At 55.9% G+C, this 12,850-nt stretch carries 8 protein-coding genes; 2 read left to right on the forward strand and 6 right to left on the reverse strand.

Translation table 11 applies throughout. From position 1 onward, the window contains the following. Positions 1–197 precede the first annotated feature (197 nt). The 3 genes from pyrF to POG22_RS13615 all read right to left on the reverse strand — a co-directional run bounded on the left by pyrF (position 198) and on the right by POG22_RS13615 (position 6,489). Complete coding sequence (pyrF, locus tag POG22_RS13605; protein ID WP_498905832.1) at positions 198–914, reverse strand: orotidine-5'-phosphate decarboxylase; 717 nt, start codon at positions 912–914, stop codon at positions 198–200. A gap of 460 nt (positions 915–1,374) precedes the next feature. Further along, positions 1,375–5,976, reverse strand: a complete 4,602-nt coding sequence (locus POG22_RS13610) for a CHAT domain-containing protein (RefSeq protein WP_498905833.1) — start codon at positions 5,974–5,976, stop codon at positions 1,375–1,377. Positions 5,977–6,099: 123 nt separating this feature from the next. Then, positions 6,100–6,489, reverse strand: coding sequence for a DUF1818 family protein (locus POG22_RS13615; protein WP_498905835.1), 390 nt, complete (start codon positions 6,487–6,489; stop codon positions 6,100–6,102). Positions 6,490–6,972: 483 nt separating this feature from the next. Here POG22_RS13615 and POG22_RS13620 point away from each other — a divergent pair, with 483 nt between their 5' ends. Next, the gene (locus tag POG22_RS13620) at positions 6,973–8,232 is read left to right on the forward strand and encodes a WecB/TagA/CpsF family glycosyltransferase (protein WP_498905836.1); all 1,260 of its coding nucleotides are present in this window, start codon (positions 6,973–6,975) and stop codon (positions 8,230–8,232) included. Positions 8,233–8,405: 173 nt separating this feature from the next. On the opposite strand, the gene POG22_RS13625 is transcribed toward POG22_RS13620, so the two are convergent. Both POG22_RS13625 and dnaK read right to left on the reverse strand, forming a co-directional pair. Next, complete coding sequence (locus tag POG22_RS13625) at positions 8,406–9,386, reverse strand: DnaJ C-terminal domain-containing protein (protein WP_017662543.1); 981 nt, start codon at positions 9,384–9,386, stop codon at positions 8,406–8,408. Between the two features lie 164 nt (positions 9,387–9,550). Continuing rightward, on the reverse strand, positions 9,551–11,545 hold the full coding sequence (gene dnaK / locus POG22_RS13630; protein ID WP_498905837.1) for a molecular chaperone DnaK: 1,995 nt from the start codon (positions 11,543–11,545) through the stop codon (positions 9,551–9,553). Between the two features lie 280 nt (positions 11,546–11,825). Between dnaK and POG22_RS13635 the strand changes: the two genes are divergently transcribed. Next, on the forward strand, positions 11,826–12,158 hold the full coding sequence (locus tag POG22_RS13635; protein ID WP_498905839.1) for a hypothetical protein: 333 nt from the start codon (positions 11,826–11,828) through the stop codon (positions 12,156–12,158). 267 nt (positions 12,159–12,425) lie between these two features. On the opposite strand, the gene POG22_RS13640 is transcribed toward POG22_RS13635, so the two are convergent. Beyond that, on the reverse strand, positions 12,426–12,850 hold a 425-nt coding region (locus tag POG22_RS13640; protein ID WP_498905841.1), incomplete at its 5' end, for a calcium-binding protein.

A 12,850-nucleotide genomic window follows, 5' to 3' on the forward strand; every position in this document is an offset into this window, starting at 1 on the left:
ATGGGGAAAACGTCTGGGGAGATAAACCCCTCTGGTACTTATTGGCAACAATGGGTAGTAAGGGTTGTCGCCGAACCAGAAATCTAGAACCGTGAGGTCTGGAGAATCCCCACGCCTTCAGGCTGGGGAGTATGTCAAGGTGTTGATGCGGTGATATCACCAGATTTTCCGGCCGCGTCGCAGGTTACATCTGGCGGTTAAACCACTAATTCCTCGCAAATCCTCGCAAACGCTCCCGAGGGATCGTCCGAAGCGGTAATCGGACGACCAATAACCAAATAGTCCGCCCCAGCAGAAACGGCATCTTTCGGCGTCGTGACTCGTTGTTGGTCTCCCGTCGCCGCCCAAGTCGGACGAACCCCAGGACAAACTAAAAGAAACCCCGTTCCACAAACCCGTCGTAACTGTTCGACTTCGCGAGGGGAACATACTGCCCCCGAAATTCCCGATTCCTTGGCTAACATTGCCATGTTGAGGGTGTATTCGGGAAGTTCGACGGGGACTTTTAAATCGAAAGCCAAATCTCGAGAGTTCAAACTCGTTAAAAGCGTAATTGCTAGAGTTTTTGGCGGTTCGACGTTCGCCGCTTTTGCCCCTTCGATCGCTGCTTCACTGGCGGCTTGCAATGCCTGACGCCCTGCCGTAGCGTGTAGCGTCAGTAAATCGACACCGTAACGAGCGGCCGACCGACAAGCCCCCGCCATCGTGTTGGGAATGTCGTGAAATTTTAAGTCGAGAAAAATTCGTTTGTTTCGGTCTTTGAGATGTTGCAAAATTTTGGGGCCGACGCTGACGAACAGTTCCAGTCCGACTTTCCAAAAGGTGACTTCGGGAAGGCGATCGAGTGTGGCGAGGGCGCTGGCTTCGTCGGGTACGTCTAGAGGAACGATAATTCGGTTTTGGGGAGAGTCCATGCGGGGCGATCGCGTAATGAGTTGACGTTCAAAATATACCGTAGATTGGGGTTTTAGAGAAATTTTCGGGAGCTGTTTTCACCACAGAGACACAGAGGACACAGAGGGGTTGGGTGGTGTTTCTGGAAACGAGCGAGTTGGTTCTCGATTTCTAAGGCTTGTTCCCGAACTTTTTTCTCTATATTGTCTTACAATACTGGGAAATTGTTGTCGGTGCGATCGCAAAATTGAAGTCTTCGATATTCCGAAGTTGTTGAGTTTTAAAGCGTTTTGACAATCTGGTTGAAATAACGGTCTCGGCGGCGCGATCGCAGTCTTGACTTTTTTCTCGATTTAGGAGATACTGAAATTAGATTCTATAAGGGTTTGTTCGTCTATATTCTTGATTTTTTATTCAACAGTGGTAATTTCAAAAAAATAGACCTCTCGTTTCAGGTGCTATTCTCTGAACGACGATCGATTACCAAGGACTCCCGATCGCCGTAAACGCCGCCCAAAAATAGGGACTTTCCAGAGTGCGATCGCGCGATCTCAACTCCGTTGGCAGCGGAATCGTTCCCCCCGAATACACCAACTCTCCATTTTCGATGCGAACCGCTCCCCGCAGCAGAGCGACCTGCGCTCGACGCAACGCTTCAGCCTTAATCGGTGCCGTTTTCAACTGATAGTAAAATTCGCTCATCAACGCCAGCGTTCCAATATCGCTGACGTACCACAAACTCGCCAACGCCGTTTTCGCCCCCGATTTCACTGCGAACCCTGCAAATCCCAATTCCGCCTCCTCACTACCGATCGCCGTACGACAGGCGCTCAACACGACCAATTCCACCGGCGGATCGTTCCAGTGGAGGCGGCGAACGCGATCGAGTCCCAACCGCGTATCCCACAACTGAATATAAGAATTTTCCAGCTCCGGCCCGACAAACTCGCCGTGAGTGGCCAAATGAACGATCGGAACCGGACGAACATCGCGCTGAACTTGTAAGTTGTCCAACGTAAACTGGTCGTTGAGAAACGCCCGCCCCGAGAAAATATCCGTGACGATTTGCACTTCCAACGGTACCGCCGGGAGTGGAACTTGAGAGTCGAAAGTCGAAGCCCCCATCGCCAACACGTCCTCGCCGCGAATATCGCGATAGCGAGTATCGACGAGATTCACGCTGGGAATTAACCCCAGTGCAAACCGTTCGACTAAAAAGCGATCGCCGTCGAACAACACCGCGATGGGAATACCTCGCAACCCGCGATCGAGGGCAAACAACAGCGTATCGGTTTCCAACCGTTCCAACTCCGGTAAAATCGGAGCGACGATCCAGTCGTAAAGTTGCTCGGCCGGTTCGCGGTATGCCTCGCGACGGCGCAATCGAGGGTCGATCGCCCCATTGAGGAGTTGAAGCTTCACCATTTCCACCGCATCAGGAGACGGAAGTGCCACCGACCGATAGATCGCCTCTCCCTCGATCGGAACGACTAACAAATCTAGGCGATCGCCCCGTTGCAGAACGTACAACACCGTCGGCGTATTTCCCGTTTCCTCCGCCAGACCTTGCAAGCGATCTTGAAATTCGGGAAGCGAGGGTAACGCTGGCGCGTCCTCGAGATTTAAATACTCCGCAAACTCCCCAACAAACAGCGTTTCGATCAGAGATACAGCAGTATCCCAATCGCCGATCGCCAAACGCTGGAAAATCTCGACGCGAGTGAAGTCTGGAGCGATCGCACGACCGCCTCGTTGCGGGAAGCGCGATCGCGCTTCCGGTAAAGGAATTTTATCTCTTAACTCGATCGGCGATCGTCCCTGCAAATCCGTCACGACCCGACGGGAGGTTTCTCGCGGAAATTCTTCGGGAACCGGTGTTGAAATTGGGGTGGGAACCGGCGTCGGTAATGGGGTAGGAACCGGCGTCGGCGTGGGAAGGGGAGTCGGAACCGGCGTCGGCGTGGGAACCGGCGTCGGCGTGGGAAGGGGAGTCGGAACCGGCGTCGGCGTGGGAACCGGCGTCGGCGTGGGAAGAGGAGTCGGTGTAGGAACTGGCGTCGGCGTCGGATCGGGATTAATTTGAATCGTCTCGCGAATTTCCGAACCGGGAATTACCGTCACCGGAAAAATCGTGCGATCGGGCGATTCGATTCCCGTCGTAATCGCCCCTTGCGTCCCGTTTTGTCCCGCATCCCCGACGATAAAGGGTACGCCGATCGCTTCTCCACCGTGGAAAATTAAAACCGATCCCGGTTCCGTTCCCCCCGCCGCTGAAATACTGGCAAAAACGCCGTTGCGATCGAAAAACCCATCCTCAACCCGTAAAAACTGCCCGGCGTTAATGTCGATCGCACCACCACTCGTTCCGCCTTGCGCGTCGATCGCCGCCAGTTCCACATCGGCGACTCCCGACAAAACCACGTTTCCCCCACTTCCCTGAAGACTCGACGTCAAAATGCGTTCGGCGGTCAAACCCCCTTGACTGGCGATCGCCACCGAACCGCCACCGAGTTGGCCGCTGGCGTCGATATCCCCCATCTCCAACCCGAACGCCAAATCGAAGCGAATATCGCCCCCCGTACCGCCCTCAGAACTCGTATCGACAAAAATGCCCTCCAACCCGCCTGGCGCGGCGTTAACAGTCACAGAACCGCCGCTGAGAAAACCGCTGGCGTCCATACCCTCAACTGTCATTCCGTTAGCAACATCGAAAAGGATATCGCCTCCCGTTCCAGCGAGTGAATTCGTCGTCACCACAGCCCCAACGAACTCGCCCTGACCGACCGTAACCGACACCGCCCCCCCCGCGATCGCCCCGCGAGTCGTCACCGTATCCACCGAAGCATCTAAATTCGACGAAATCGCGACATCGCCACCCGTCCCTGCACTCGAACTCGTCTCGATCGCCGTTGCATTCAAATTGCGCGAACTGGCGATCGCCACCGAACCGCCGCCGTCCCGTCCCGTTGCCAAAATTGCCGCTCCCAAGAGCAAATCGTCGGCGGCCGCCACCGTCACGTCTCCCCCGAACCCCTCGCTCGAACTAGCGTTAAGTGCCGCACTTCCCCCGAGGGAATCGAGCGTCACACTGCCGTTTTGACTCTCGAGAGCAATACTGCCCCCCCCGAGACGGCCTTCCGTCGCGATCGCCGCATTTCGCAGCAAATCTTCCGCCACGAGAACCGCCACCTCTCCCCCGAACCCATCGCTAGACGACGTATCGATCGCCCCACCGACGAACGTTCCCGACAAACTTTCCACCGTCACGTCGCCGCCCCCTTGCGACCCCGTCGAGAGAATTTCGCCGACAGCTACCTCCCCATTGGCCACCACTGAAATCTCGCCGCCCGTCCCACTCGATAAACTCGCATCGAGCGTTCCCGGAATTTCGATCGCCCCCTCGCGACTCGTCAGAGCGATCGCGCCCCCTTCCGTGACCACGCCATCGACGACGATATTTCCCGACGCCTCAAAAATCGCCGGACCGCCGGGAACGATCGCGCGATCGAGGCTGATTCCCGAAAAAGCAGAAATACCGGGCGTGGTCACTTGCGTATTTCCCACCGACGCATCCGGTGGAATCGTCGGAGTGTCTGTCAGCACGGCCGCGTCAGCCCGTAAAATTAACGCCGGACTGCCGGTCAGAATCTCGAAATCGGGGTCGGGAACCGTCAGCATCGTATCCGGCCCGGTAATCGTCACCGTCCCGCCCACAATTGCACCCTGCGCCTCAATTTTCAGCGACACTCCCGTATAGTCGCCGAAAAAGACATCGCCCGCCGCTCGGATAATGGGGTCGTAGAGACTGACGAAGCGTCCCGGCTGCAACGTCGTATCCAAAATTGCAAAACCGCCGCCGCTGAAAAAGCGAGCGTCGCCGGAGATAATGCCATCGCTGGCGAGGGTGAGAGATCCGCCACTGACGAACGGGACGAGGGGATGGTTGAGGGCGAGAATGTCGATCGCGCGATCGCCTTGAATCCATAAATTCGCCCCCGCCCGAACCGAAACCGGACGGGCGAGGCTGTCGCGAACCACGACGGTATCGCCAGCCAGAAGGCGAGTCGAACCCGAACTTTCGAGGCGGGTTTCCATCAAGACAATATCGTTCGTCGCTCGAACTAACACTTCGCGAGTTTGCAGGGCGACGGCGTCGGACGTCGGACTGGCGATCGCCACGTCCCCCGTTTCGATCGGCAAGTCAGACCCCGACAACACGACTCGGCCGTCGGACGTGACCGACAGTTGGCTGGCGTGGGTAACGTTTCCCCCCGTTAACCGTTCCGGTAACGTCGCGATTTCCCCCGGCGAACCCGGCGAAGACGGAAGCAGTTCCAAACTCAGCAAATTCCCCGGAACGCTCAACCGCACCCGGTTCGTTCCCGCAACCGCCGTGACGATAATTCCGCCGTCGGGGGCGTCGAGTTCTCCCGTATTGACGACCGTTCCGCCGAGTAACCCCAGTTGAAACCCCGGCGAAACCGCGAGGTCGGCCGTATTGATAATCGAAGCCGGTCGAGCGGTATCGAAGCGAAAGGCGTTTGGAGTTCCGACGAGGGCGGCGGTGTCGTTACTGGAAAAGACCTCGAACCAACCGGACTCGAAGCCGAGGGCGTCAGCGGTACTGACGACGAAAGAGGCGGGAACGTTGAGGCGAGCGTTCGGACCGAAGACGATTCCCGCCGGATTGAGCAGGAACAAGTTGGAGTTGCCCCCCGTCACTTGCAGCAGCCCATCGATAAAAGAGGGACTGCCTCCCGAAACGCGCCCCAAGACGTTACGAATTTGGGGCTGCGATCGAAAGTCGGCGGTTTGGCTGCGATCGAGTCCGAAAGCCTCGAAGCTGTGAAAGAGGTTTTCGCCGTCGACAGAGCGCTGTCCCCCTTCGATGCGAATGGTGTCGCCGTCGAGGATGACGCGGGTTTGAGTGCCGTCGTCGGCGGGAACGATTTGCGATCGCACCTCGCCCGTTTCCCCGAAGCAGACTCCGAACCCTCCCAACATCGCCAAGATCGAGATCGAGGCCGTTCGCCCCATCCGAACGCTCGGGGGGCGGCGTCGTTCGGTCGGGCAAGAGTCCAAGGGGTGTGTTTCCAACAGATCGCCTCCAACAGAGACACAACGCGAAACGTCGAGATTTGACGCTACCTACCAAATTTTAGCCCTCGCTCGGCGAGTCTCCCAGTGTGAAGGCTCCAAACCCCTTTAAAATACTTGGAGGCTTTGGGCGGCGTCGAGAAGTTCTCGAACTGCACCGGGAGGCCATTCTCCCTCGCAGCCCCGGCCGGTATTGAGGATCAGCCGAATCCGGTAAGCCTGGGGAAATCCTTCGGCTTCCATCCACAACCACTGACTTTCGACCTCGCAGGCGAGGCGTTCTTCGTCCGAGAGTTCGGCGGCGGCGGCTTGCATAGTTTTGTCGAGTCGTACGAGCAACCGTCGGAAGTCTGAAAATTCCGCTTCGGTCAACTCGAACGCCCAATCGTCCGCACCGACGAGGGCAACAAAAATTGTCGTTTTGTCGTCTGAGGGGGAAACGGCATCGGGACGGTAGCCCAAGCGCCAGCCTTGTCCGCGTTTGAGAATCGGGTTCATCACTGAACTCTCAGAGCAGGGTCTCGAAAACAAAACTTCACCCTATCACACCGAGCGATCGCCCCGACGTCTCCAAGAACCCTCCGGAATCTTTCCGTAAGATTGCGTAAGCGTAACGATGAGTGCGCCAAGTTAAACTTTCGGTAAAGAATTCGTAGAAACACGTAGACAGCGATAAAGTTTCTGCAAAGAGCTTGCGTAGATACTTGACGGTTTCATGTCAGCTTGAGAGGCTTGAGTTAACGGCTCGCGCAGCGAACGAAAAACACGATTGTAAGCCTCGTCTCGAGGCTTCTTTCCCGATTTTGTATCGTGTGTGAGAGCGTGTGGTTCGACACCCGCTCCGGCCTTTCGATCGATTCGTGCGAAACGGCTCGCTTCGCACGAGGGAGGGTAATACCGCTCGGGTGAATTGGGTATCGAGAGGCGCTTGTAATTCAGAGTCGCACTCTCTCAGTATTTTTAACCAGTTAGGTGCGAACAATGGCAAAGGTACTTTCCCTACCCGTTCCTCAAAACTGCATCCCCAGAAAACGAATTGTGGGATCGCCGGTCTCGGCACTGAGTTTCGAACGGCAGATGCAAGTGATACTCTCTTGGGCAAGTCATCGAGAACGTCGTACGGTCTGCGTGGCTAACGTCCATATGCTCGTAGAAGCACACTCGAATCCGTCCTTCGCTAAGGTTTTAGAACGCTCCGACCTCGTTACCCCCGACGGAATGCCCTTAGTATGGATGCTTCGCTTGCTCGGCGCGTCCGGTCAAGACCGAGTGGCCGGTATGGACGTTCTCTATAGTTTGTGCCAGCAAGCCCCGAAATACGGCGTCAGCGTGTATTTCTTGGGATCTCACCAAGCGATTCTCGATCGCATGAAACAGCGGCTCGATCGCGAGTATCCCGACTTAGAAATCGCAGGTATGGAACCCTTACCGTTCCGTCCCCTGACCCCCGAAGAAGACGAAGAACTCGTCGATCGCATCGAACGCAGCGGTGCTGGTATCGTATTTCTCTCTCTCGGCTGTCCCAAACAGGAAACCTGGATCGACGTCCACCGCGATCGGTTGCGTGCGGTTGCGATCGGTGTCGGCGGCGTCTTCCCCGTCTACGCTGGGCTGCACCGACACGCGCCCCTGTGGATGCGCGAGGCGGGGTTCGAGTGGCTCTACCGTCTCGTTCAAGAACCGCGTCGCCTGTGGCGTCGCTACGCCGAAACGATTCCGCCGTTCTTGTGGTTGGCCGGACGACAGCTAGCGACACACTACGGGCGCAAAGCCTTCAACCGCGTGCGATCGTATCTCCAGCCTCGCGACAAATTCCGCGAAGACGAATTGCGCGCCCGTCGCATCGGACGCCTGTTACTCGAAGCGGGCTTGATTTCTCCCGAACAGGTCAAAGCCGTTCTCGAAGCTCAATCTCGCGAACATCCCGACCTACGTTTCGGTGAAATTCTCGCCATGCGCGGTTGGCTCAAGCAAGAAACAGTTGATTTCTTCGCCGAACAACTGCCCGCACTCTCAGAACTGCCGTCGCAGTCTCCGATCGGCCACTACCTCAAATCGGCAGCTCTGCTCGACGAACACCAAATCGACGAAATTCTACTCGCTCAACAACACGTCGGTTTGCGGTTCGGTGAAGTCGCTGTCTTAATGGGATGGGTCAAACAGGAAACGATCGATTTGCTGCTACGCTTTACTCGCAACGAATCCTCTTTTCCTTCCCTGATGTACCTCAAATCGAGCTGAAGTTTTTTCCTCGAATCGTTCAGGAGTTTTAGCATCAGATGTTACAGCATCTGATGCTTTTTTGGCTTTTTATGGCGAACTTTCAAACTAGCAAACACGAACGAACGATCGCTAAAACGATCGGTCGAGTATCGCCGACAACAAACCTCGAGCGATCGCCAAAATACAACGAACTAACCGACCAAATCTCGACGGGGATTAAAGCTTTCCAACTGCCTTAATTTTTCATAGAGTTCCCGTTCGGCGGCGTCGATCTCTTTCGGCACGACAATTTGAATTTCTACCAACTGATCGCCCCGTTTTCCCCCACGTGTCGGATAGCCCTTACCCGACAACCGCAACCGCTGCCCGGATTTGACCCCAGGCGGTAACGTCATCCTCACCAAACCGTCGAGGGTCGGAACTTCGACCGACGCCCCCAGTACCGCTTCGGAAGGCGTTACAGGTAACTGACAGACGATCTCGCTCCCTTCGGTTCGGAAAAATCCGTGAGGTGCCACCGTAATTTTGAGATACAAATCGCCGCCGTGTTCCCCTTGACCTTTCAAACGAACGCGCTGGCCGCTCACCATCCCCGGTGGCATATTCACCTCGAGCGATCGCCCGTCTTCGAGGCGAATGCGTTCTCGCCCTCCCGTATAAGCTTTTTCGAGCGGTAACGTCAAACGGGCTTCGATATCGCGCGGCGTCGGACGAGATACCGTATACGCCGTCTTTGTGGTGCGCCGACGAAAAGCATCCCGCGAATCGACCCGTACCCGCGTCCCCGGTGGTGGCGGCGCTTCCGTGCGGGCTGTGGCACGATTGGCGCGACGGTTGAGCAGGTCGTCGAGAAAGCTGTTGAAATCTGCGTACTGCTCGAACTGAGGTTCCGCCGTCGCCGTGCCGTTACGCGTCGCGCGAGCGGGTTTGCGTCTCGTCTTCTTCTGAGACAGAAAGCGACTGAACTGGTCGTACTGCTGTCGTTTTTCAGGATCGGAGAGGATATTGTAGGCTTCACCGATATCCTTAAACCGTTCTTCAGCAGACTTATCGCCGGGATTGAGATCGGGGTGGTACTTCCGGGCGAGGCGTCGGTACGATCGCTTGATATCTTCAGTTGAAGCGTCTCGGGGAACTCCCAGTATTTTGTAGTAGTCTCGGAAGTTTTGCATATCGCCTGATTACGGAAAACGAGAGGGGGAGCTTTTTCAGTGAAGAGGGAAGAGTGAAGAGTGAAGAGTGAAGAGTGGTAACGGGGACAAGGGGACAAGGAAGAATTTCTCCTCATCTCTTCATCTCCTCACTGGCGACTGGTGACTGGTGACTGGCGACTGAATTAGAACCAATCTTCGTCGTCTCCCCAATCTTCATCGTAAGCGTTGGTTCGCGCGATGCGGGAGGTGCGATTGCGGGGAGGACGGGGCGGCCGCCGTTGTTCTAAGCCGTAGTTGGGATCGTCTTCTCCGACGAAGGTACGCCGAATGTTCTCGAAAATCCCGTCGCCGTCGCCGTCGAGGGAGTATTCTGACACTTCCCGATTGAGTTCGTAAAGCGCGTCTTGGAGACTGGCCGAGGCCATGTCGAGACCGCGATCGTCGTTGCGGGCGAGGCTGTCCCGCAGTTCTCGTACGAGGGCTTCGATGCGCCGTCTCGGACCTTGGGCGAAAGACAATCCGAAGTCGAGGGCGATCGATCGCAATTCTCGTTCGGCGCGGGCTGCTAGGGTTTCGGCGCGGTTGCGGCGATCGACCTTTTCCCGACGCAGGCGATCGGTTTCGGCGAACTTCTCGGCTTGACGGATGGCGTTTTGGATTTCCACTTCGTTGAGGGTAGACGCCCCTTGAATGGTAATGCTTTGCTCCCGTCCGGTGGCGCGATCGAGGGCGCTCACTTGTAAAATGCCATTGGCGTCGATGTCGAAGGATACTTGAATTTGTGGAACGCCGCGCGGTGCGGGGGGAATTCCCGTCAGCTTGAACCGTCCGAGGGATTTGTTGTCGCCGGCCATTTCCCGTTCGCCCTGGACGATGTGAATCTCCACCTGACTTTGATTGTTTTCCGAGGTCGAAAAAATATCCGATCGCCGCACGGGAATCGTCGTATTGCGAGGAATCAGCTTCTTCATGACGCCGCCGATGGTTTCTAACCCCACCGACAGCGGCGTGACGTCGAGTAGCAGTACGTCGGGAACGTCCCCTTCTAAGATAGCCGCTTGAATCGCCGCCCCCACCGCTACCACTTCGTCGGGGTTGACGTTTTGGTTCGGTTCCTTGCGAATCATGTTGCGGACGAGATCCTGTACCATCGGCATTCGTGTCGAACCGCCCACTAACACCACTTCGTCGATTTGACGGGGGTGCAGTCCCGCATCGAGAACCGCCTGTTTCACCGGGAGACGTAAGCGGCGCATTAAATCTCCGCAGCGACTCTCGAACTCCCCTCGCGTCAAGCGAGTTTCGATGTGTTTGGGACCTTCTTCTGTGGCGGTGATGAAGGGAAGGTTGATGTCGGTGACGCCCACGCCGCTGAGTTCGATTTTGGCTTTTTCGGCCGCTTCCGTCAGTCGTTGTAGGGCTTGGCGATCGCGTCGCAGGTCGATGTTTTCGGCTTCTAAAAATTGTTCGGCCAGCCAATCGACGATTTTTTTATCGAAATCGTTACCCCCGAGTTGCGTGTCGCCGCTGGTGGCTTTGACTTCAAACACGCCGTCGCCCACTTCCAACACCGACACGTCAAACGTACCGCCGCCGAGGTCGAACACCAAAATCGTTTCGCTCTCGGCGCGATCGAAACCGTACGCTAACGAGGCCGCCGTCGGTTCGTTGAGAATCCGTTTGACTTCTAACCCGGCAATCCGTCCGGCATCGCGCGTCGCTTGGCGTTGGGAGTCGTTGAAATAAGCCGGAACGGTAATCACCGCCCCCGTCACTTCTTCCCCGAGGTAACGACTAGCTTCGTCGGCCAGTTTTCGCAGGATCGTCGCCGACAGTTCTTCCGGGGCGAAATCTCGTTTCAGACGGGGACAGGCGACTTTCACGTTGCCGTACTCGTCCCGACGAATCGTGTAGGGGACGCGCTTAGAAATCGGGTCGAGTTCGGTGTACTTGCGCCCGACGTACCGCTTGATGCCGTAAAAGGTATTTTGTGGGTTGAGGACGGTTTGTCGCCGCGCCAGTTGTCCCACCAAACGCTCGCCGTCCTTGCTGAACCCCACCACGGAAGGGGTAGTCCGCATTCCTTCTGAGTTCGCGATGACGACAGGTTTTCCGCCTTCCATCACGGCAACTACTGAATTGGTTGTCCCCAGGTCAATGCCGACGACTCTTCCCATGATGCTTTTGTTGTCTCCTCGTCGTGTTTCGGTCTACAACCGGAATTGATGCTCCTCCGGCTACGGTTTTATTGTAAGAATTTGTGTGGCGCTGCGGTCGGCGACCGACAGACGGCTCGTCACAATTTTTTCGCATTATCTTTAGTATTGTATCTTGCGCTTGTGGTCGCGTCGGAGGTGAAATTGCCGTCCTCAGCGGACGAAATTTTGGGGGACGCCCTCGCGCGATCGGATAATCGGCTATCATCATCTCGAGTGTTGGGAGGCAAGACGATCGACGATGGGGAATTCGGACAACCACTTCAATACAGATAACCCGCAACTTCAGGCCGTTTCCGAACGAGTCCGAGCGATCGCCCAACAGTGTGACGGCGATGCTGAAGCTTTGCTGGAGTTGTTACGCTTGCTCGAACGGTTGCATCGCGACATTTGCGAGGAACAGTTTCAACCGGCTCTACCCAAAACCCGCCAGTCTCTTTATGCTTGCTTGCGAGAAATTGAGCTGAAAGGCGGTTGGCCTTATATTCCCCGGATGCGGATGAGAACGCTTTTAGCTCATATCGAAGCTTTGGCTGAGGAAGATAAGGAAAACGAAGAAAAAACCGCGACTTAAACTCTGTTTTTACGCTTGAAAGCATAAAAATTCCCAAAAAACAGATTTGACAAGATTTATATTTTGTGTATTTTCTTTGAAGATTGTGTTTTGGGATGGCGTCCGAAATCTCGCAACCGCTAGCATACCAACGGCTATGGGGAGGTTCTTAGCAAGGCAGGAGTTACGCACTTGTCGGTCAAGAAACCCGATTTTTCGTTCCTACCTTCGGGCTGAAATAACAGAATCTCGTTAAAAACCGGGTTTCTGCGTAAGTCCTACAAGAAATTAAACCTGAAACTGTTCGATTCCAACCTCGATTGCCCTCACCCCGGTTAAAGTAGCTAGACGTTGTCCGTTCCAATCGAGGCCGGTGTCGTCTCCCTCATCGACGAGTCTAAGTTCCTCGAAGGATAACCCCTCGCCCAACACGAGTAAATCGGCATCGATCGCGAAATCGACCACGGTAACGCCGTCGCTGTTGGCAGACAACACGAAGCGATCGCGTCCGTCTCCTCCTTCTAAAAGATCGCCACCGCGATCGCCGCTCAACACGTCATCGCCGTCCCATCCCATCAAGGTGTCGTCACCCTCGCCGCCGAAGAGAGTATCGTCACCCTCGCCGCCGCCGACGAAATCGTTGCCTTGGTTGCCCAAAACCAGGTCGTTTCCAGCACCGCCGCACATCATATCGTTGCCGTCTTCCGTACGAC

Source organism: Geitlerinema sp. CS-897 (assembly GCF_028368005.1).
Lineage (GTDB): Bacteria > Cyanobacteriota > Cyanobacteriia > Cyanobacteriales > Geitlerinemataceae > Baaleninema > Baaleninema simplex.